We start from the raw sequence: 19,410 nt of genomic DNA, 5'->3' as shown, positions 1-19,410 counted from the left end.
TGGGCGTTCGGCGGCCCTCGCCCGCATGACGGCGCGCTTCCGGCGGGATCCGGAACCACGACGCTCGGGCAGCTCGACACGCTCGGCCGGCTCTGACCGGCCCCGCGACCGCGTAACGCACGACGGGCCCGGGCCCGACCTGAACCGCTCGGACGCGAGCTGGACCTTCGACGGCGGTCTTCGCGAGGACCGCTGACGATCCTGCCGAAAGGCAACAGCCTTGCCCGGCAGGATGGCGGACGGCACTCGAGACGCAGTTCCGCCCCCCTTGCGCCATGGCTTTTCCCCGAGTTCGCGTCACCGTCACGCCTGCCCCGCACGAATGCGTGGCGCTGTGGCGCGGCGGCCACAGCCGGAAATTGTCATCCTTCCGTCACGCACGGCTTGACGACGCGCCCCCGCGCACGTAACTCCCCTTGCGATGCGGCGTCCGCCGCCCCACCGCCCGACAGCGCGTTGCGCCCTCGGGCGCGTTTTGCGTTGTTTAAACGTCCGGCAAAGCCTTGGCGAGCCGGACAACCCGTGCGGGGGTCGCCCATGTTCGAGAGCCTTTCCGATCGCCTTTCCGGCATCTTCGACAAGCTCACCGGCCGTGGTGCGCTCTCGGAGGCCGATGTCGACGCGGCGATGCGCGAGATCCGGCGTGCCCTCCTCGAGGCGGACGTCGCCCTCCCGGTCGTGCGCCAGTTCATCGAAGAGGTGCGCAGGGAGGCGGTCGGCGCCACCGTCGTCAAGTCGGTCACGCCCGGCCAGATGGTCGTCAAGATCGTCCACGACGAGCTGGTGAAGATGCTCGGCGAGACGGCCGAGCCCATTTCGCTGGCGGCCGCCGCGCCGGTGCCGATCATGATGGTCGGCCTCCAGGGCTCGGGCAAGACCACCACGTCCGCCAAGATCGCCCGCCGCCTTCAGAACCGCGAGAAGAAGCGCGTCCTGATGGCCTCGCTGGACACGCAGCGCCCCGCCGCACAGGAGCAGCTCCGCGTGCTCGGCGAGGAGAACGGCATCGAGACGCTGAAGATCGTGCCGGGCCAGAACCCGCGCCAGATCGCCGAGCGCGCGATGACGGCGGCCCGCCTCGGCGGCTTCGACGTCGTCATCCTCGACACCGCCGGCCGCCTCTCCATCGACGAAGCCTTGATGACCGAGATCGCGGACATCAAGAAGACCACCAACCCGCACGAGATCCTGCTCGTCGCCGACTCGCTGACCGGTCAGGACGCCGTCGCCACCGCCAAGGCGTTCGACGAGCGCATGAACGTCACCGGCATCGTGCTGACCCGCGTCGACGGTGACGGCCGCGGCGGCGCGGCGCTGTCGATGCGCGCCACCACCGGCAAGCCGATCAAGCTCATCGGCGTCGGCGAGAAGGCGGACGCGCTGGAGGAGTTCCACCCCCGCCGGATCGCCGACCGCATCCTCGGCATGGGCGACATCGTCTCCCTGGTGGAGAAGGCCGCAGAGCACGTCGACGCCGAGAAGGCGGCGGCCATGGCCCAGAAGATGGCCAAGGGCGGCTTCGACCTCAACGACCTGAAGGACCAGCTCGCCCAGATGGAGAAGATGGGCGGGCTCGGCGGTCTCATGGGCATGATGCCCGGCATCGGCAAGATGAAGAAGGAGATGGCCGCGGCCGGTCTCGACGACGGGATCATCAAGAAGCAGGTCGCGATCATCAATTCGATGACCAAGACGGAGCGCAAGAAGCCCGACATCCTGAAGGCGAGCCGCAAGAAGCGCATCGCCGCGGGCTCGGGGACCGAGGTCGCCGAGGTCAACAAGCTCCTCAAGATGCACCGCCAGATGGCGGACATGATGAAGATGATGGGCCGCAAGAAGGGCGGCATGATGGCCGGCCTCGGCTCCATGCTCGGCATGGGCGGCGGCGGCGTTCCGGACGTGCCGGAGGGCCTCAAGGGCATGAATCCGGCCGACCTCGAGAAGCTCGCCAAGCAGATGCCCCAGGGCGGCGGCATGGGCGGCATGGGCGGCGGGCTTCCCGGACTCGGCGGCCCCGGCATGCCCGGCGGGCTGCCCGGTCTCGGCGGTCCCGGCATGGCGGGCCTTCCGGGCCTCGGCGGCGGCCACGGCAAGGGCAAGCGCCAGAAGGGCAAGCGCAAGTGAGAGACCCCCTCGCCGGCATACCGGCCGGGCGGGCCGATGCCGAGCGCGGGCTCCGGGGCATCGTCATGCCCCAGTCCATCCGCACCCGGCGGATGATCCTCGAGCCCTTCGCCATGCATCACCTGCACGGCTTCACCGAGTTCTTCGGCGACGCGGACTCGACGCGCCACATCGGCGGCGTCGCGGACCGCGCGGGCACGCTCGATCGGATGGCCCGCTTCAGCGGCCTGTGGCGCATCTACGGCATGGGCTGCTACGCCCTGACGGACGAGCGCGGCCGCCTCTACGGCTACGCCGGCATCTGGTTCCCGCACGACTGGCCGGAGCCGGAGATCGCCTACGGCCTCCTGCCGGACGCGCGCGGCGACGGCCGGGCGGCCGAGGCGGTTCGCGCGGTGAAGTCGATCGCGGAGGCCGTCGGCATCCCCTCGCTGATCAGCACCATCGCGCCGGAGAACGCCGGCTCGCAGCGGGTCGCCCAGGCCGTCGGCGCCACCCGCGGCCGGCGGGTCGAGATCAACGGCGCCGCGGCCGACATCTGGCACCACCAGATGTCGCCGGCCGCCGCCGACCGCGACGAGGAGGTGATGCTCGACTCGAGCGTCATGCCGCTGCGCATCCGCACCCGGCGCCTCCTGCTGACGCAGTGGCGGCCGGACCACTTCCCGCGCCTCGCCGCGCACCTGGCGGACGCGCAGTCCATGCGCTTCCTCGGCGGGCCGCAGTCGCTGCACACGGCGTCGCGCTCGTTCATCCAGCGGGCCGGGATGTGGCACCTGCGCGGCTACGGCATGTACGCGGTCGAGCACGAGGGCCGGTTCATCGGCAGCGTGGGCCTGTGGCACCCGCTGAACTGGCCCTGCCCGGAGATCGGCTACAGCCTCACCGCCGACGCGCGGGGCGAGGGATTCGCCGCCGAGGCCGTCGCCGCGGTCCGCGAGGTGGCGGCCGAGCAGGGCCTCTCCCGCCTCGTCAGCTTCATCGATCCGGACAACGCCGCCTCGCAGGGTGTCGCGCGCCGGGTCGGCGCCGTCCTCGACGGCACCACCAGCATCGCCGGCAACACCGTCCAGGTGTGGCGACACCAACCCGAGGCGGCCGCCGGCCGCCCCAGGATCCACGAACTCGAACCCGCGCTCTGAGCGCACAGACCTTCAGACAGAACCAGGAGTCATCATGTCCACCAAGATCCGGCTCGCCCGCGGCGGCTCGAAGAAGCGTCCCTACTACCGTATCGTCGTCGCCGACGTGCGCTCCCCGCGCGACGGCCGCTTCATCGAGAAGGTCGGCACCTACAACCCGATGCTCGCCAAGGACAACCCGGAGCGCATCACGCTGATCGCCGAGCGCATCGAGCACTGGCTGAAGCAGGGCGCCCAGCCGACCGACCGCGTGCTGCGCTTCCTCGACCAGGCCGGCATCGCGTCGCGCCCGGCCCGCAACAACCCGAACAAGGCCGAGCCGGGCAAGAAGGCCCAGGAGCGCGCCGAGGCTCGCCGTAAGGCCGAGGCCGACAAGGCGGAAGCCGCCGCCGAGTCCGCCGAGGCGTAAGCCTTGGACGAGGTCGCCATGCCGAAGGCCGACACACCCAAGGTCGAACGACCCGATGGCGACAGGCCCGACGCCGACCGGCCGGACATCGTCATGGCGACCATCGGCGCCCCGCACGGGGTGCGCGGAGCGGTCAAGCTCACGGTCTTCTCCGAAGACCCGCTGAGCCTGCGCCGCTACAACCCGTTCCAGACCGCCGACGGACGGGCGGTGAAACTCACGTCCGTCAAGGCCATCGGCAAGGCGATCGTCGCGACCATCGAGGGAATCGACGACCGCAACGCCGCCGAGCCGCTGCGCGGCACGGAGCTGTTCGTCCCCCGGACGCGGCTGCCGCGTCCCGACGAGGACGAGTTCTACCACGTCGACCTCATCGGCCTCGAGGCGCGCCTCCGGGACGGGACGGTGCTCGGCACCATCCGCGGCGTGTTCGACTTCGGCGCGGGCGACCTCCTCGACATCGTCGGCGGCAAGCCGCTCATCGTCCCCTTCACGCGCGAGGTCGTGCCGGAGGTGGACATCGCCGGCGGCTTCGTCACCGTCGTCGCCATTCCCGGCCTGCTCGACGACGGCACAGAGCCGCCGGCGGATGCCGGCGTGGGCGATGGCGAGGGCGATCGCGAGGGCGAGGGCGACTGATGTCCTTCGCCGCCACCGTCCTCACCCTCTATCCCGCGATGTTCCCGGGTCCGCTCGGCATGGCGCTCGCCGGCCGCGCGCTGGGCGACAAGTGGACGCTCGACGTCCGTGACATTCGCGACAGCGCCACCGACAGGCACCGCTCCGTCGACGATACCCCGGCCGGCGGCGGTCCCGGCATGGTGATGCGCGCCGACGTCCTCGCCCGCGCCATCGACAGCGCCGGCGGCGCCGGCCCGCGCCTGCTGATGAGCCCGCGCGGGCGCCCGTTCGACCAGACGCTCGCCCGGGATCTCGCCGCGGGGCCGGGCGTCACCATCGTCTGCGGCCGCTTCGAGGGCGTGGACGAGCGCGTCATCGAGCGGCGCGGCCTCATCGAGGTGTCGATCGGCGACTACATCCTCTCGGGCGGGGAGATCGGCGCGCTGGCGGTGCTGGACGCCGTGGTGCGCCTCCTGCCCGGGGTCATGGGCAACGCTACCTCGGCCGACGAGGAGAGCTTCTCCGACGACCTGCTGGAACACCCGCAGTACACGCGGCCCGCGGAGTGGGAGGGGGCGCCGATCCCGCCCGTCCTGATGTCCGGCGACCACGGCAAGATCGCCGCCTGGCGGCGCGACGCGCGGCTGCGCCTGACCGCCGCGCGCCGTCCGGACCTCTTCGAACGCCGCATCCCGGGCGAGCCGGTCAGGTAGGCCGGCTCCTCCCCGTTCCTTGCGCCCACCGCCGCCGGGCGGCGCCCCGCGGGACGCCCGGCCCGGCCTCCGGCTCAGCCCTCCTCGACGAGGTGGGCCGAAAGTCGCTCGCGCACGCTATCCGGCATCTTTGCCGAGCCGCGCGTCTTCGGGTCGAAGAACACCTCCACCAGGTCGTAGGTCGCGTGCAGCTCGCCGGTGTCGGCGTGGAGCATCCTGAGGTGGAACGTGGTGCTCTTGGAGCCGATGCGCGACACGGCGCCGTCGATGACGATGAGGTCGCCCGCCGTCAGCTCCTTCACGAACTGGGTCGTCGCCTGGGCGGTCACGGTGTGGACGCCGTGCTCGGGGATCAACTTCGAGTAGGCGAGGCCGAGCCGGGACCACATGTGATAGACCGCATCGTCGAAGAACGGGGCGTAGTGGCGCACGTTCATGTGGCCGAAGTGGTCGTGGTGCCAGGGGTGGACCACACCGCGAAGAAGTTCGAGCCGCTCGGTCATTCCGTCTCCCGTTGGTTAAGCGTGACGGGAACCTAACGCATCCTCTCCCCCAAGGGCACCGCCGCGCCGGCCACCGCCGGGACGGTCAGCGGGCCAGGGCCGGTGGAGCCGGGATCGAGGCGATGTTGTCGTCACCCGGCCCGGCACAATATTGTCGGCCCGTCGATGGAGGGACCTGCAATGGACGAGGCGAAGCTTTCCGCGCTGCGCGAAAAGTTCGGCGGCGACAACGAGCGGCGGATCTACAAGCGCGAATGGGCCGCCGTCGCCGACAGGCTGATCGACCCGAACGGGACCCGGACCGCCCCGTTCGCCGGCGTCTCGACCTTCCTCGACACGCCCTACCGCGCGATCGACTGGTCCGCGCCCGACTTCTCGGGCCTCGATGTCGCGCTCCTCGGCGTGCCGATGGACCTCGGCGTCACCAACCGCAACGGCAGCCGCTTCGGCCCGCGCGCCGTGCGCACGATCGAGCGTGTCGGCCCCTACAACCATGTCCTCGACGTGATGCCGGCCAAGGACGTCTCCGTCGCCGACGTCGGCGACGTGCCCTTCCGCACCCGCTACGACCTCATCCAGTGCCACGAGGACATCACCGCCGCGGCCAAGGTGATCCTGGCGGCGGGCGTCATGCCGATCTTCGTCGGCGGCGATCACTCCATCAGCCTCGCGACCCTGCGCGCGGTCGGCGCCGGCCGGCCCGTCGGCATGATCCACATCGACGCCCACTGCGACACCGCCGGCCCCTTCGACGGCAACAAGTTCCATCACGGGGGCCCCTTCCGCCAGGCTGTGCTGGACGGCGTCCTCGACCCGGAACGGACGATCCAGATCGGCATCCGCGGCTCCTCCGAGTTCCTGTGGGAATTCTCCTACGAGAGCGGCATGACCGTGATCCATGCCGAGGAAATCGACCCGATCGGCATCGACGCCGTGATCGACAAGGCCCGCGCAGTCGTCGGCGACGGCCCCACGTACATCTCCTTCGACATCGACTCGCTCGACCCCGCCTTCGCGCCGGGCACCGGGACGCCCGAGATCGGCGGCCTCTCCACCCGCGAGGCGCTGGCGATCCTGCGCGGCCTCACCGGCATCGACATGGTGGCGGGCGACGTCGTCGAGGTCGCCCCGCAGTACGACGCCACGACCAACACCGCGCACGCCGGCGCCCAGATGCTCTTCGAACTTGTCAGCCTGGCGGCGCTCGTGCTGAGATCTCGCTGAATGCAGATGTAAAATAAGGCGTTGCTTCATGGGTGTTCTCGACCATGGCGCGTGACCCGTCACGCGGCGAGAACACCACCACCGGAACCGGGGCGAGCCCGCCCCCGCCGGCCCGCCGGACGGAAGGTACCATCGCGCTGGTGCAGGCGCTCCGGTTCTTCGCTGCGCTCCTCGTGGTGCTGTACCACGCGCCGACGATGAACCCGGACTACACCGAGCGGCCGAGCCGCTTCGACGCGTTCCACCTCGGCGGGGCGGGCGTCGACGTCTTCTTCGTCATCTCGGGACTGGTGATCACCCTAACCGTGGCGAAGGCGCGGCACTTCGACCTGGCCGACTTCGCGGCAAGGCGGTTCTGGCGGATCTTCCCGGTCTACTGGGCCTTCCTCGCGGCGACCATCGCCGTGGAGCTGCTGAGCCTGCGGGTCGGGATCGGGGCGCCGTTCGCGGAAGCGGGGAACCCGGTTTACATCGTCACGTCCGTGTTCCTGCTGCCGCTCCCGTTCCAGATCATGGAGGTCGCATGGACGCTCGGGCTGGAGATCACGTTCTACCTCCTCTTCGCCCTCGGCTTCCGCTGCTACGGGCTGCGCGGCGTCGTGGCGGCGCTGCTCCTCTGGTACGCGTTCGCCGTCCTCTACGTGTCGACGCCGCTCGGCGACGTGCCGGCCCTCTTCTACCTCGGCTATCCTGTCATCCTAGAGTTCGCCTTCGGGATCGCGATCTGCTGGCTCCACCTCAACACGCGCATGCCGCTGGGCCCGGCCGCCCTCGTCCTGGGGACGGCGGCGATGGCCGGGGCGCTCTTCGCGCCGGAGGTGGCGAGCCTTGCCGCGCTGCTCCACGAGCCGGAGCTGCGACGTGAGTTCCAGTTCGGGATCCCGGCGGCGATCCTCGTCTACGGTGCCGTCGCGACGCCGCTCAAGGTCCCGGGCTGGCTGCTCCTCCTCGGGCAGAGCTCCTACATCCTCTACCTCCTGCACAGCCTGTTCTTCGGCGTCGCGCGCGCGGCGGTGAACCTCGCGCTCGGGGTGGAGCTCGGCGCATCCGACCTCGGCGTCGCGGCGCTGATCGTCGGCGCGGTCGCCCTCTCGGCCGTGCTGACCCACACCGTGGAGCGGCCGTTCCTGCTGTGGAGCCGGCGCTTCGTGCCCGGCTACAGCGTACCGCCCACCGGATTCGGTGCCGGTATCCCGGCCAAACGCGACACGTAGCCGCCGTTCCGCCCGCAGGGCGGGCCCCTCCGCAAGCCGTGACCCCACGCCTTGTCGAAAGCGGGTGCAGGATCTGCGGAAAATGGCATCATTCGTGCCTCGAAGGACGATAATAACCGGAGGATCTTATGATGAACCGCTTCCCCATCACGCGGCGCACGCTCCTTGCCGGCGCCGCCGCGGGGGCTGCCACGCTCGCCACTCCGTCCATCCTCAGAGCGCAGGACCGCTCGCTGAAGGTCGGCGTCTATGGCGGCTACTTCAAAGACGCCTTCGACGCGAACATCTTCCCCGCCTTCACCGAAGCGACCGGCATCGCGGTCGAGAGCGTCGCCGAGCCGACGGGCGAGGCCTGGCTCATCCAGCTGCAGCAGGCGGCACGCGCGCGCCAGGCGCCGGCGGACGTCTCGATGATGTCCCAGGTGTCCATGCGCAAGGGGATCGCCGGCGACCTCTGGGCCAAGCTGGACTCCGCCAGGATCGAGAACATCGGCGACATCCTGCCGCCGTTCATGCTGAAGTACGCGGACGGCGGGCTCGCGGGCGTCGGTGCGGTTGCCTGGTACATCACGCTGGTGACGAACACCGACGCCTACCCCGAGCCGCCGGAGAGCTGGGCCGTGATGTGGGACCCGGCCAACAAGCAGAAGCTCGGCCTGCTGGCGCTCGTCTCCAACTCCTTCCTGCTCGAGGTGACGGCGACGACCTTCTTCGGCGGGACCGACATCCTCTCCACCGACGAGGGGATCCTCAAGGTCATGGCGAAGCTCGCCGAGCTGAAGCCGAACGTCCAGCTCTGGTACCGCGACGAGGCGCAATTCGAGCAGGCATTGAAGTCCGGCGAGATCCCGATGGGCCAGTATTACCACGACGTCACCGGCCTCGCCGCGGCGGACGGCTTCCCGGTCCGCTCAACCTTCCCGAAGGAGGGCGGCATCTCCGACTCCGGCTGCTGGGCCGTCACCAAGGCCTCCACCAAGCTCGACGAGGCGCACGAGTTCATCAACTACATGACACAGCCGAAAATCCAGGGCCTTCTCGCCCGCAAGGTCGGCACCGCGCCGGTGATCGCCCGGTCCAAGCTGGACCTCACCGACGAGGAGTTCAACGCCGTCTCCTCGGAGATCCCGCCGATCGTGCCGCGCTACGACATCTACATCGAGAAGTCGGACTGGCTGAACCAGAAGTGGACCGAGCTGATCGTCGGCTGACGTGGCGGACCTTACCCTCGATGCGGTGACGAAGTCGTTCGGCGGCGTCACCGCTGTCAACACCGCCACCCTCACGGTGCCGGAGGGGGAGTTCGTCTGCCTCCTCGGCCCGTCCGGCTGCGGCAAGACCACCCTGCTGCGGATGATCGCCGGGCTGGAGGCGCCGACCTCCGGCAGCATCATCTACGGCGGCGAACCCCTGAACGCCGTGCCGGCGCACCAGCGCGACTTCGGCATGGTGTTCCAGTCGCTCGCCCTCTTCCCGCACCTCACGGTCGGCGAGAACATCGCCTACCCGCTGACGATCCGCGGCGTCCCGCGCGCCCGGCGCAAGGCGCGGGTCGCCGAACTCCTCGACCTCGTGCAGCTCCCCGGATTCGAGCGGCGCGCGGTCTCGCAGCTTTCCGGCGGGCAGCGCCAGCGCATCGCCATCGCCCGCGCGCTGGCGGTCTCGCCGAAGCTCTTCCTGCTCGACGAGCCGCTGTCGGCGCTGGACGCCAAGCTGCGCGAGGCGATGCAGGTGGAGCTGCGCCAGCTGCAGCGGCGGCTCGGCATCACCACCATCGTCGTCACCCACGACCAGCGCGAGGCGATGACCCTCGCCGACCGCATCGTCGTCATGAAGTCCGGCGTCGTGCAGCAGGTCGGCCCGCCGCTCGAGGTCTACCGCCAGCCCGCCAACGCCTTCGTCGCGGACTTCATCGGCCAGACGAACCTCTTCGACGTCGTCCACACCGAGCGCGGGCCCACCATCGGCGGCGTCCCCGTCGCGCTGCCCCTCTCCGCCGACGCGCTGCGCATCTCCGTGCGGCCGGAGGCGATCACGGTGACGTCGACCGGACAGGGCGGCATCCCCGCCGACGTCGTCTTCGTGCGCGACCTCGGTGCGCAGGTCGAGGCGCGGCTGGTGTGCGCCGCCGGCGAGGTGATCGTCGTCGGCCCGGCGGGCACGGCGATCCCGCCCGCCGGCGAGACGGTCGCCTTCGCCATCGACCCCGCAGGGGTCGTGATCCTGGACGATGCGCCATGACCGGCGCTGCGAGCGGCGTGAAGGATCAGGCCCCCCTCGCCTTCCCGGCGGTCATGCTGACGGCCTTCTTCGTCGTCCCGTTCGGGCTGATGATCGCGGTCTCGCTCTTCACCCGCGACCAGGCCGCCTTCTACCAGCCGATCCTGACGCTCGCGAACTACGAGCGCTTCCTGTCGGCCTTCTTCGGCAAGGTGCTCCTCTTCTCGCTCGGCCTCTCGGCGCTGGTCTCGGCGATCTGCGTCACGGTGGGCGCCCCGTTCGTCTACCTCCTGACGCGCGCCCCGCGGCGTACGCAGGTGATGTGGCTGGTGGCGCTGCTCGCCGTCCTGTCGCTGTCGGAGGTCATCATCGGCTTCGCCTGGTCGACGCTGCTGTCGCGCACCGCGGGCATCACCAACCTCTTCGTGGCGCTGGGGCTGATGAGCGAGCCGGACGCCTGGAGCCCGAGCTTCGGCGCGGTGCTGACCGGGATGGTGTACCAGGCCTTCCCATACGCCACGCTGGTGCTCTACCCCGCGTTCTCGCGCATCGACCCGTCGTGGTCGGAGGCGGCGCGCACCATGGGGGCGAACCCGTTTCGCGCCTTCCTCACCGTGACGCTGCCGGCGATGCGCGGCACCCTCGCCGCGACCTTCATCGTCGTCTTCGTCTTCGCGCTCGGCGCCTACCTGCTGCCGCAGCTCCTCGGCCGGCCGCAGCACTGGACGCTCTCCGTCCTCATCACCGACCAGGCGATCTACCAGTCGAACATGCCGTTCGCGGCGGCGATGGCGGTCTTCCTCGTCGTGGCGAGCCTCCTCCTCGTGATGCTGACGGCGATGTTCGGGCGGAACCCGACATGAGCGGCAAGGTCCTCACGCGGCTCTTCTTCGGCGTCGTCGCGGTGTTCCTGGCGGCGCCGATCGTGGTGATCGCCGGCGTCTCGATCAACGCCAAGCGCACCCTCGCCTTTCCACCCCAGGGCCTGTCGCTGGACTGGTACGCGCAGATGTTCACCGACGAGGCGTGGCGCTCGGCGATCCTGCGCTCTGTCACCATCGCCGCCCTCTCGGCGGTCATCGCCGTCTTGATCGCCTTGCCGATCGCCTACACGCTCTGGCGGCGCACCACATGGGTGGGGCGGGTCGTGCAGCTTCTCGGCGTCTCGCCGTTCGTGCTGCCGCCGGTCATCACGGCGCTCGGCGCGCTCAGCCTCTGGGCGACGGTCGGCTTCTACGGCGCGTCGTGGACGGTGGTGATCTCGCACGCCGTGTTCTTCACCAGCCTGCCGCTGGTGACGATCTCGCTGGGCTTTTCCTCCATCGACCGGGCCTTTCCGGACGCGGCGCGCACGATGGGCGCCTCGGAGGCCGTCATCGCCCGCACGATCGTGGCGCCGCTGGTGCTCCCGTACGTGATCTCGGGGCTCGCCTTCGCGTTCGTGCTGTCGCTCAACGAGTACATCGTCGCCTACATGACGGTCGGCTTCACGGTGGAGACGGTGCCGATCAAGATCTTCAACGCCCTGCGCTACGGCTACACGCCGACGATGGCCTCGATCTCGGTGCTGTTCGTGGCGGTGGCGGTGCTCGTCTTCGGCCTCGTCGCCCGCTTCGGCGACCTGCCGCGCCTCCTCGGCGCATGGCGGCGCGACTGACGCACGCGGCTTCGCGCATGCCGGAGCGCCGGGCGCGCACGGCCCTGTGACGTATGCCGGCCATGCGGCCGGTACGCGTGCAGTTGTCGCGGCGGTGAACTCGCGCTAGACGAACGGCCTCAAATGGAGGCTGAAGATGGCGAAGGATAAGGCGAACCGACCCAAGGCGCGACTCCCGCGCGGGTTCGCTGACCGCCATCCCGGCGAGATCCGGCGAACCCAGCGCATGATGGCGCAGATCCAGGAGGTCTACGAGCGCTGGGGCTTCGAGCCGGTGGAAACCCCGCTGATCGAGTTCGCCGACGCGCTCGGCAAGTTCCTGCCGGACCAGGACCGCCCGAACGAAGGCGTCTTCGCGTTCCAGGACGACGACGAGCAGTGGCTGTCGCTGCGCTACGACCTGACCGCGCCGCTCGCCCGCATGGTGGCCGAGCGCTTCCAGGAGGTGCCGCGGCCGTACAAGTCGTACCGCGCCGGCTGGGTCTTCCGGAACGAGAAGCCGGGTCCGGGCCGGTTCCGCCAGTTCATGCAGTTCGATGCCGACATCGTCGGCGCCGCGTCGCCGCTGGCGGACGCCGAGGTCTGCATGATGGCCGCCGACACGATGGAGGCGCTGGGCTTCGGCAAGGACGAGTACGCCATCCGCGTCAACTCGCGCCGGGTGCTCGACGGCATCCTGTCCGAGATCGGCCTGCCGGAGGGCGACCCGCGCCGCCTGACGGTGCTGCGCGCCATCGACAAGGCGGACAAGTTCCCGCTGCCCGAGATCGCCAAGCTGCTCGGCCCCGGCCGCGAGGACGAGTCGGGCGACTTCACCAAGGGCGCCGGCCTCGACGACAGGCAGTCCGAGAAGGTCCTCGCCCTGCTCGACCCGACCGCGGACCCGCAGCTCTCGGAGGATCTCGTCACCATCGGCGAGGTCGTGAAGCGTGCCGGCTACGACAGCGTGATCATCGACCCCTCGGTGGTGCGCGGCCTCGAGTACTATACCGGCGCCGTGTTCGAGGCCGAGCTGAAGTTCGAGGTGACCGATGACGCGGGGCGCCCCGTGCGCTTCGGCTCGGTCGGCGGCGGCGGCCGCTACGACGGGCTCGTCGGCCGCTTCATCAGCCAAGACGTCCCGGCGACGGGCTTCTCCGTCGGGGTGTCGCGCCTCGCCGCGGCGCTGGCCGCCCGCGAGGGTGCCTCCGCGGCCGACCGCGGACCGGTGATCGTCACCGTCATGGACCGCGACAACGTCGCCGCCTACCAGGAGATGACGGCCAAACTCCGCGCCGCGCTCAACCAGGACGGGGCCGTCGTCCCGGTGGAGATGTACATCGGCGACTCCGGCTTCAAAGCGCAGATGAAGTACGCCGACCGGCGCGGCTCCCCTTGCGTGATCATCCAGGGCGCCGACGAGCGGGCGGCCGGCAAGGTGCAGATCAAGGACCTCGCCGCCGGCAAGGAAGCCGCCGCCAACATCGAGGACCGCGCCGAGTGGGTCGCCGCCCGCCCGGCCCAGGTCGAAGTCGACGCCGACATCGAGACGATCGCCGCCGCGGTGCGCGCGATCATCGGGTGAGGCCGCGATGAGCCAAGCCGTCTGGTCCGTGCTGGAAGCGGCCAGCGAGATGGTCGTCTCCGTCCCGCTGCTGCAACCTGCCGACATCTTCGTCGACCTCGCCGGGGAAGAGTTCCGCAAGCGCCTCTTCACCACCGACGACGGCGCGCAGACCCTTTGCCTGCGCCCCGACTTCACCATCCCGGTCTGCTACGAGCACCTCGCCGCCCACCGCGACGCGCCGAAGACCTACGCCTACGCCGGCAAGATCTTCCGCAAGCGCCGCATGTCCGGCGATCCCGAGTTCACCCAGATGGGGACCGAGTGGATCGGCCACGGCGACGAGATGGCGACCGACGCCAGGGTCTTCGCCCTCGCCATGGAGTGCGCCGCCGCGGCCGGGATGCGCGCGCCGCAGGTCCGCGTCGGCGACGCCCACGTCTTCGACGCGCTGACGGCGGCCCTCGGCCTCTCGGCCAGCTGGCGCTCGCGCCTCAACGCCGCGTTCGGCGACACCGCCCGCATGGCCGGCGCCCTCTCCCGGCTCGCCCGGCGCGACACGTCCGACGGCCTCGCCGCCCGCCTCGGCCCGGCGCTCGCCAAGGTCGACGCCGCCCAGGCGCGGGCCATCGTCGAGGCGGTGATCGGCCTTCCCGGCGCCCCGCCCCCCGGCGGCCGCACCGACGAGGACATCGCGATGCGCCTCCTCGAGCAGGCCAGCAACGGCGGGTCCGTGCGCGCCGCCGAGACCATCGAACGCTTCCTGCCGCTCACCGCGCCCCTCGACCGGGCGAGCGAACGCCTGACCGCCTTCGCCCGCGCCGAGGGCCTCGACCTCGGCCCGGTCATCGAGGACTTCCAGCGCCGCACCGACGCGCTCGGTGCCATCGGCGTCGACACCTCCGCCCTGACCTTCGACGCCTCGTTCGGGCGCCGCATCGGCTACTACACGGGCTTCGTGTTCGAGATGCTGGGGATCGACGGGGTCAACGAGGCCATCGCCGGCGGCCGCTACGACAAGCTGATCGCCCTCCTCGACCCGACCACGTCCCTGCCGGGCATCGGCTTTTCGGTGTGGCTCGACCGACTGCCGGAGGCCACGTCGTGAGCGAGCTCATCCTCGCCGTCCCGTCCAAGGGCCGCCTCCAGGAGCAGGCGCTGGAGTTCCTGACGCGCTCCGGCCTCAAGATCGACCGCGCGCGCGGCGGACGGGACTATCGCGGCCACATCGGCGGCATGCCGGAAGTCGAGGTCGCCTTCCTCTCCGCCTCCGAGATCGCCCGCGAGCTCGCCGCCGGCCACGCCCACCTCGGCCTCACCGGGCTCGACCTCGTTCACGAGACGGTCGACGATCCCGGCCAGCGCGAGGCGCAGCTCCACCTCGTGACCCCGCTCGGCTTCGGCCCGGCGGACGTCGTGGTCGCCGTGCCCGAGCGGTGGATCGACGTCGACACGATGGCCGACCTCGCCGACGCCGCCGAGATGCATCGCGCCCGGCACGGCCGCACGCTGCGCGTCGCGACGAAGTTCGTCCACATGACGCGCCGCTTCTTCGCGGCGCACGGCCTTGCCGACTACCGCATCGTGGAGAGCCTCGGCGCGACCGAAGGCGCCCCGGCAGCCGGCGCCGCGGACCTCATCGTCGACATCACGACGACCGGGGCGACGCTCGCCGCCAACCAGCTCAAGGTCCTGTCCGACGGGGTGATCCTGCAGAGCCAGGCGAACTTCGTCGCCTCGCGTGTCGCGCCCTGGACCGACACCAGCCGCAGCCTCGCCGCGACGATCGTCGACCGCATCGCCGCGGAGATGCGCGCCCGCTCCATCCTGGAGGTGCGCGCCGTGGTTCCGGACCCCGCCCGCGCCGCGCTGGAGACGGCGGAGCGCTTCGGCGCCGTCGCCCCGTTCGGGACCGACCCGGCGCCGCTGACGCTGCATGTGCCGCGCCGCCGCGGCTCGGAATGCGCCGCGTTCCTGCGCCTCATCGGCGCCCCGTCGGTGGTGATCGTACAGGTGGCGGACGTCTACGAGGACAACCCGCTGACCGAGGCCCTCCTCGCCGCGATCGCCTGACCGCGGCGCGGCGCCTATTCGCGCGCCATCAGCGACAGCAGCGCGTCGGCGATCGGGTTCGCCTGGACGCGCCTCGGCAGCGATTCCGGGTCGTACACGGTCTCGACCCACTCGGCGAAGCTGAGGCCCGCCGCCTCGCCCGTCTGCGCCCACGCCTCGAGGAAGACGTCGAGCACGCCGGTCCGGGCGTGCTTGATGTGGCCGAACTTCAGCGAGAGCTGGCGCTGCGCCTCCTCCGCACTCGCCCCCTCGACGAGGATCATCCACAACGCGCTGCCGAGCCCGGCCCGGTCCGCGCCGGACTTGCAGTGCAGCAGCACCGGGGCCTCGAGGCGCGGAAACACCTCCATCGCCTGCCGCAGCACCGCCTTGGGCGGCGCCATGCGCGACTGCAGCACCACCCGCTCGAAATTGAGGCCGTGCCGGGCGCAGGCCTCCCGCTCGAGCGGATCGCCGCCGAAGCCGTCCGCGCGGAGCGAGACGACGGTGCGGATGCCGAGGCGCGCGGCGGTGGCGATGTCGGTCGGGCTCGGCTGGGCCGAACGCCACAGCCTCTCGGTCACCTGATGCCGGTTGCGGTAGGCGAGGCGCAGGAAGCCGTGGTCGGCGAAGAGGAGACTGCCCCAGGCCTCGCGCCGGTCGCGCAACGTCTCCAGCGGACGGCGCCAGCGCTCGGCGCGGGCGCGGCGGCGCGCCTTGCGGCCGGGCGTGCGCCCGCGCGCGCGGTCCCGCAGGGCTGCGAAATCGATCACTTCGCCAAGATCCTGCGTCGCATCTTCGGTCTCCGTGCTGGCTTCGTCACCGCCAGTCGTCTGGCCGATCCGTGTCATATAGGAACGCCGTAAGCGCTTTGCCGCGAGGCCGACAACCGATGCTCGGCCCGGCGGCGAAAATCAACCCGGCGATGGCACCGCCGGGCCGCCAGACTGGTATTCCGCCGCCGGGGCCGGAGAGCGTCTCCCCTCAGTCGCCGACCGCCGCGCCGCCCGGCCGCCGCGGATCGCTGGCCCCGTAGAGCTCGCCCTCCGCGCCGACCTGGATCGACTGCGCCGAACCCATCGAGTCCATGACCCGCACCTCGTGCCCCATGTCCTCCAGAAGGCGGATCGTGTCGTGCGAGATCCCCTCCTCGATGCGGATATAGTCGGGCAGCCACTGATGGTGGATCCGCGGCGCGTTGGTCGCAGTGGCGATGTTGCGCTCGTGAACGGTCGCGTTGAGGATCACCTGCAGCACGGTCGTGATGATGCGGCTGCCACCCGGCGAGCCGGTGACCAGCGACACCTCGCCGTCCTTCAGCAGGATCGTCGGCGTCATCGACGACAGCGGCCGCTTGTCCGGTTCGACGGCGTTCGCGTCGCCGCCGATCAGCCCGTAGGCGTTCGGAACGCCCGGCTTGGCGGAGAAATCGTCCAGCTCGTTGTTGAGGAGGAAGCCGCCGGCGGTGCCGAAGCCGACGCCGAAGGAGAAGTTCAGCGTCGTCGTCATCGACACCGCGTTGCCCGCGTCGTCGACCACCGAGAAATGCGTCGTCTCGTTGCTCTCGTAGGGTAGCGCGCCGGGGTCGGCGGCGATCTCGGACGACGGGGTCGCGCGCGTCATGTCGATCCTGGCCGCGATCTGGTGCGCGTACGCCTTCGAGGTGAGCGCCTTGACCGGCACGTCCACGAAGTCCGGGTCGCCGAGATAGTGCGCCCGGTCGGCGTAGGCGTATTTCATCGCCTCGACCATCACGTGGATCATCTCGGCGCTGTTGAGGCCGTAGGTTCCGAACGGCTGGTCTTCCAGCGTGTTGAGGATCTGCACGAGGTGGACGCCACCCGAGCTCGGCGGCGGCATGGAGAAGACCTCGTAGTCCTTGAAGGTGCCGTGGACCGGCTCGCGCAGCTTCGCCTCGTAGTTCCCGAGGTCCTCGAGCGTCATGCGCCCGCCGCGCTCGGTGACGGCGTCGACGATCCCTTGCGCGATCTCGCCCTCGTAGAAGGCCGAAGGGCCGTTGTCGGCGATCGCCTGCAGCGTCCCGGCGAGAACCGGGAGTTTCAGGGTATCGCCGCCGATGGGCGCCGCTCCGCCGGGATAGTAGGCGGCGACGTTCGGGTCGGCGAGAAGGCGCTCGGCCGTGTCGGGCGAGGCGAGCGCGGCGGAGGTGTCCGCGCTCACCACGAACCCGTCCCGGGCGAGCGCGATCGCCGGTGCGACCAGCTCGGCGAACGTCAGCGTGCCGGAGCCGTAGCGCTCGTGCGCCAGCGCAAGGCCGGCGACCGTTCCGGGAACGCCCACGGCAAGGCCCGAACGGCGGGACAGCTCGGGGTCCGCCTCCCCCTCGGCATTGAGGAACATGTCCCGGTCGGAGGCGGCAGGGGCGGTTTCGCGGGCGTCGATGGCGACGGTCTCGCCCGTGTCGCCCCGGTGCACGACCATGAAGCCGCCGCCGCCGAGGTTGCCGGCCCGGGGCAGCGTTACCGCGAGGGCGAACGCCGTCGCCACGGCCGCGTCGATGGCGTTGCCGCCCCGGCGCATGATGTCCCGCCCGACCTCGCTCGCCTGCCGCTCCTGGCTGACGACCATGTACTCTTCGGCGCGAATCGGGACGAAGCGCTGACCGCCCGTCGCCTCCTGCGCACCGGCCGGAACCGCGACGGCGACTGCCAAAATGATGGAGAACGCGCCGATGGAGACCCGCCGGGTGATCCGGTCCAGGCGAGAAAAGGAAATCATTCGGCAAACCTTTCACTTGGTTGAATGCCAAGGGGCCGGAAATTTTGTATCAGCTTCCGGTCGTCATTGTGCGAGCCCAGGGACGCATTGACGCGGTCAACTTTGGTTCTTATGTCGCGTCCGCCACCCGAACCTCGTTGTTGTTCAATACCGCGCCATAACGGCGTGGACGATGCCGCTTTGTAACGAAAGGATCGCTCAATGTCGGACGGCTTCACCATGCACAAACTTGCATTGGAGCGGGTTCCGTTTGCGATCGTGATCACGAATCCGCACATCGAAGACAACCCGATCGTGTTTGTGAATTCGGCCTTCACGCGCCTCACCGGCTATTCCGCCGAGGTGTCCGTCGGCCGAAACTGCCGATTCCTGCAGGGTGAGGACACGGATCCCCAGTCCATCGAGCGGATCCGCAAGGGCCTCGCGACCCGGGAAGAGTTCGGCGTCGAGCTCCTCAACTACAAGGCGGACGGAACGCCGTTCCGCAACCGCCTGTTCATCACGCCCCTCAACGACACCGAGGGCGAGCTGCAATATTTCATCGGCCTGCAACGCGCGCTCGGCGACGGCAGCGACCAGGTCACCGGCGGTGTCGACGAGGCGCTGCGGGAGATCCACCACCGGGTGAAAAACCACCTGTCGATGGTGGTCGGCATGATCCGCATGCAGGCGCGCTCACAGAATCCCACTTCGCTGGAGAACTACACCGCGCTCGCCCGGCGGATCGAGACACTGCAGCTCCTCTACCACGAGATGACCAGCACGCCGGAGGACGGCAACGACGGCAGCATCGCTCTCGGCGCCTACGTCTCGCGCATCGCCTCGGCCATCGCCTACCTCGACGGCCGCGAGAGGCTGCAGCTCAACCTCGACCTCGGGCCGATCAAGGCACCGGTCGACACGGCCGCGCGGGTCGGACTCCTCGTCTCGGAGCTCCTCACCAACGCCTATCAGCACGCCTTCGAGGGACGCGCGGGCGGGCTCATCGAGGTGCATCTTCATAGCACCGGCAACCAGATCCGCCTGTCGGTCTACGACGACGGCATCGGCCTCGGCACGAGCTCGGGCTGGCCGGATCGGGGCAACCTCGGCGGCAAGATCGTGCGATCGCTCGTGACCGGCCTCAACGCGCGCCTCTCCATCGACCGCAGCGGCGACGGCACGCGCATCGACGTCGACATCCCCCTCGACGAATCGAACGACACCGAGGAGGCCGCGGAACTCTCCAGCAGCTGAGCCGGCCGCCGGG

The 19,410-nt window shown here is 70.2% G+C and carries 19 protein-coding genes; 15 read left to right on the top strand and 4 right to left on the bottom strand.

The window, feature by feature from the left end; all coding sequences use genetic code 11:
* Positions 1 to 537 precede the first annotated feature (537 nt).
* The 5 genes from ffh to trmD are packed head-to-tail and all read left to right on the top strand — an operon-like array spanning position 538 to position 5,009.
* Entirely contained in the window at positions 538 to 2,124 is a 1,587-nt protein-coding gene (gene ffh / locus DLJ53_RS05680) for a signal recognition particle protein (protein WP_111343054.1), read from the top strand.
* Positions 2,121 to 3,266, top strand: coding sequence for a GNAT family N-acetyltransferase (locus DLJ53_RS05675; RefSeq protein WP_146619904.1), 1,146 nt, complete (start codon positions 2,121 to 2,123; stop codon positions 3,264 to 3,266). Before ffh ends, DLJ53_RS05675 begins: the two co-directional genes overlap by 4 nt.
* A gap of 34 nt (positions 3,267 to 3,300) precedes the next feature.
* Positions 3,301 to 3,675, top strand: coding sequence for a 30S ribosomal protein S16 (gene rpsP / locus DLJ53_RS05670; protein ID WP_111343051.1), 375 nt, complete (start codon positions 3,301 to 3,303; stop codon positions 3,673 to 3,675).
* An 18-nt stretch (positions 3,676 to 3,693) separates the two neighbouring features.
* Positions 3,694 to 4,314 carry a ribosome maturation factor RimM gene (gene rimM / locus DLJ53_RS05665; RefSeq protein WP_111344117.1) on the top strand — a complete coding sequence of 207 codons (621 nt, stop codon included), beginning with the start codon at positions 3,694 to 3,696 and terminating at the stop codon, positions 4,312 to 4,314.
* Entirely contained in the window at positions 4,314 to 5,009 is a 696-nt protein-coding gene (gene trmD / locus DLJ53_RS05660) for a tRNA (guanosine(37)-N1)-methyltransferase TrmD (protein WP_111343050.1), read from the top strand. Before rimM ends, trmD begins: the two co-directional genes overlap by 1 nt.
* Before the next feature lie 74 nt (positions 5,010 to 5,083).
* Here the strand turns inward: trmD and DLJ53_RS05655 are convergent, their stop codons facing one another.
* A complete protein-coding gene (locus DLJ53_RS05655; RefSeq protein ID WP_111343048.1) occupies positions 5,084 to 5,512 on the bottom strand; it encodes an acyl-CoA thioesterase in 429 nt (142 codons plus the stop codon).
* A gap of 180 nt (positions 5,513 to 5,692) precedes the next feature.
* Here DLJ53_RS05655 and speB point away from each other — a divergent pair, with 180 nt between their 5' ends.
* The 9 genes from speB to hisG all read left to right on the top strand — a co-directional run bounded on the left by speB (position 5,693) and on the right by hisG (position 15,443).
* The gene (speB, locus tag DLJ53_RS05650; protein WP_111343046.1) at positions 5,693 to 6,736 is read left to right on the top strand and encodes an agmatinase; all 1,044 of its coding nucleotides are present in this window, start codon (positions 5,693 to 5,695) and stop codon (positions 6,734 to 6,736) included.
* Positions 6,737 to 6,780: 44 nt separating this feature from the next.
* Positions 6,781 to 7,950, top strand: a complete 1,170-nt coding sequence (locus tag DLJ53_RS05645) for an acyltransferase family protein (protein WP_146619903.1) — start codon at positions 6,781 to 6,783, stop codon at positions 7,948 to 7,950.
* A gap of 131 nt (positions 7,951 to 8,081) precedes the next feature.
* Positions 8,082 to 9,161, top strand: coding sequence for an ABC transporter substrate-binding protein (locus tag DLJ53_RS05640; RefSeq protein WP_162408923.1), 1,080 nt, complete (start codon positions 8,082 to 8,084; stop codon positions 9,159 to 9,161).
* A 1-nt stretch (position 9,162) separates the two neighbouring features.
* Positions 9,163 to 10,191, top strand: a complete 1,029-nt coding sequence (locus DLJ53_RS05635; protein WP_111343042.1) for an ABC transporter ATP-binding protein — start codon at positions 9,163 to 9,165, stop codon at positions 10,189 to 10,191.
* Positions 10,188 to 11,033 (top strand): ABC transporter permease, encoded by an 846-nt coding sequence (locus tag DLJ53_RS05630; protein WP_111343040.1) that lies wholly within the window; start codon positions 10,188 to 10,190, stop codon positions 11,031 to 11,033. The genes DLJ53_RS05635 and DLJ53_RS05630 overlap by 4 nt, the downstream gene beginning before the upstream one ends.
* On the top strand, positions 11,030 to 11,827 hold the full coding sequence (locus DLJ53_RS05625) for an ABC transporter permease (protein ID WP_111343039.1): 798 nt from the start codon (positions 11,030 to 11,032) through the stop codon (positions 11,825 to 11,827). Before DLJ53_RS05630 ends, DLJ53_RS05625 begins: the two co-directional genes overlap by 4 nt.
* A gap of 136 nt (positions 11,828 to 11,963) precedes the next feature.
* Complete coding sequence (gene hisS / locus DLJ53_RS05620) at positions 11,964 to 13,391, top strand: histidine--tRNA ligase (protein ID WP_111343037.1); 1,428 nt, start codon at positions 11,964 to 11,966, stop codon at positions 13,389 to 13,391.
* 7 nt (positions 13,392 to 13,398) lie between these two features.
* Positions 13,399 to 14,478 carry an ATP phosphoribosyltransferase regulatory subunit gene (locus DLJ53_RS05615; protein WP_111343035.1) on the top strand — a complete coding sequence of 360 codons (1,080 nt, stop codon included), beginning with the start codon at positions 13,399 to 13,401 and terminating at the stop codon, positions 14,476 to 14,478.
* On the top strand, positions 14,475 to 15,443 hold the full coding sequence (gene hisG, locus DLJ53_RS05610; RefSeq protein WP_111343034.1) for an ATP phosphoribosyltransferase: 969 nt from the start codon (positions 14,475 to 14,477) through the stop codon (positions 15,441 to 15,443). The genes DLJ53_RS05615 and hisG overlap by 4 nt, the downstream gene beginning before the upstream one ends.
* Positions 15,444 to 15,457: 14 nt before the next feature.
* On the opposite strand, the gene DLJ53_RS05605 is transcribed toward hisG, so the two are convergent.
* The 3 genes from DLJ53_RS05605 to DLJ53_RS35105 all read right to left on the bottom strand — a co-directional run bounded on the left by DLJ53_RS05605 (position 15,458) and on the right by DLJ53_RS35105 (position 18,478).
* Entirely contained in the window at positions 15,458 to 16,195 is a 738-nt protein-coding gene (locus DLJ53_RS05605; protein WP_202913006.1) for a protein tyrosine phosphatase family protein, read from the bottom strand.
* Positions 16,196 to 16,406: 211 nt separating this feature from the next.
* Entirely contained in the window at positions 16,407 to 18,161 is a 1,755-nt protein-coding gene (ggt, locus tag DLJ53_RS05600; RefSeq protein ID WP_111343031.1) for a gamma-glutamyltransferase, read from the bottom strand.
* The gene (locus tag DLJ53_RS35105) at positions 18,158 to 18,478 is read right to left on the bottom strand and encodes a hypothetical protein (RefSeq protein ID WP_162408731.1); all 321 of its coding nucleotides are present in this window, start codon (positions 18,476 to 18,478) and stop codon (positions 18,158 to 18,160) included. The genes ggt and DLJ53_RS35105 overlap by 4 nt, the downstream gene beginning before the upstream one ends.
* Between DLJ53_RS35105 and DLJ53_RS05595 the strand changes: the two genes are divergently transcribed.
* The gene (locus DLJ53_RS05595; protein WP_111343029.1) at positions 18,363 to 19,397 is read left to right on the top strand and encodes a PAS domain-containing protein; all 1,035 of its coding nucleotides are present in this window, start codon (positions 18,363 to 18,365) and stop codon (positions 19,395 to 19,397) included. The genes DLJ53_RS35105 and DLJ53_RS05595 overlap by 116 nt on opposite strands.
* Positions 19,398 to 19,410 lie beyond the last annotated feature (13 nt).

It is taken from the genome of Acuticoccus sediminis (assembly GCF_003258595.1).
Taxonomy (GTDB): domain Bacteria; phylum Pseudomonadota; class Alphaproteobacteria; order Rhizobiales; family Amorphaceae; genus Acuticoccus; species Acuticoccus sediminis.
This window is presented reverse-complemented; position numbering and strand designations above follow the sequence as displayed.

What these genes read in the sequence shown, in the direction of transcription:
- ffh (WP_111343054.1), top strand. Translation starts at nt 538, where the DNA reads ATGTTCGAGAGCCTTTCCGATCGCCTTTCCGGCATCTTCGACAAGCTC.
- hisS (WP_111343037.1), top strand. Translation starts at nt 11,964, where the DNA reads ATGGCGAAGGATAAGGCGAACCGACCCAAGGCGCGACTCCCGCGCGGG.
- rimM (WP_111344117.1), top strand. Translation starts at nt 3,694, where the DNA reads ATGCCGAAGGCCGACACACCCAAGGTCGAACGACCCGATGGCGACAGG.
- DLJ53_RS05655 (WP_111343048.1), bottom strand. Translation starts at nt 5,512, where the DNA reads ATGACCGAGCGGCTCGAACTTCTTCGCGGTGTGGTCCACCCCTGGCAC.
- DLJ53_RS05625 (WP_111343039.1), top strand. Translation starts at nt 11,030, where the DNA reads ATGAGCGGCAAGGTCCTCACGCGGCTCTTCTTCGGCGTCGTCGCGGTG.
- DLJ53_RS05595 (WP_111343029.1), top strand. Translation starts at nt 18,363, where the DNA reads ATGTCGGACGGCTTCACCATGCACAAACTTGCATTGGAGCGGGTTCCG.
- speB (WP_111343046.1), top strand. Translation starts at nt 5,693, where the DNA reads ATGGACGAGGCGAAGCTTTCCGCGCTGCGCGAAAAGTTCGGCGGCGAC.
- DLJ53_RS05645 (WP_146619903.1), top strand. Translation starts at nt 6,781, where the DNA reads ATGGCGCGTGACCCGTCACGCGGCGAGAACACCACCACCGGAACCGGG.
- DLJ53_RS05640 (WP_162408923.1), top strand. Translation starts at nt 8,082, where the DNA reads ATGAACCGCTTCCCCATCACGCGGCGCACGCTCCTTGCCGGCGCCGCC.
- rpsP (WP_111343051.1), top strand. Translation starts at nt 3,301, where the DNA reads ATGTCCACCAAGATCCGGCTCGCCCGCGGCGGCTCGAAGAAGCGTCCC.
- ggt (WP_111343031.1), bottom strand. Translation starts at nt 18,161, where the DNA reads ATGATTTCCTTTTCTCGCCTGGACCGGATCACCCGGCGGGTCTCCATC.
- trmD (WP_111343050.1), top strand. Translation starts at nt 4,314, where the DNA reads ATGTCCTTCGCCGCCACCGTCCTCACCCTCTATCCCGCGATGTTCCCG.
- DLJ53_RS05615 (WP_111343035.1), top strand. Translation starts at nt 13,399, where the DNA reads ATGAGCCAAGCCGTCTGGTCCGTGCTGGAAGCGGCCAGCGAGATGGTC.
- DLJ53_RS05630 (WP_111343040.1), top strand. Translation starts at nt 10,188, where the DNA reads ATGACCGGCGCTGCGAGCGGCGTGAAGGATCAGGCCCCCCTCGCCTTC.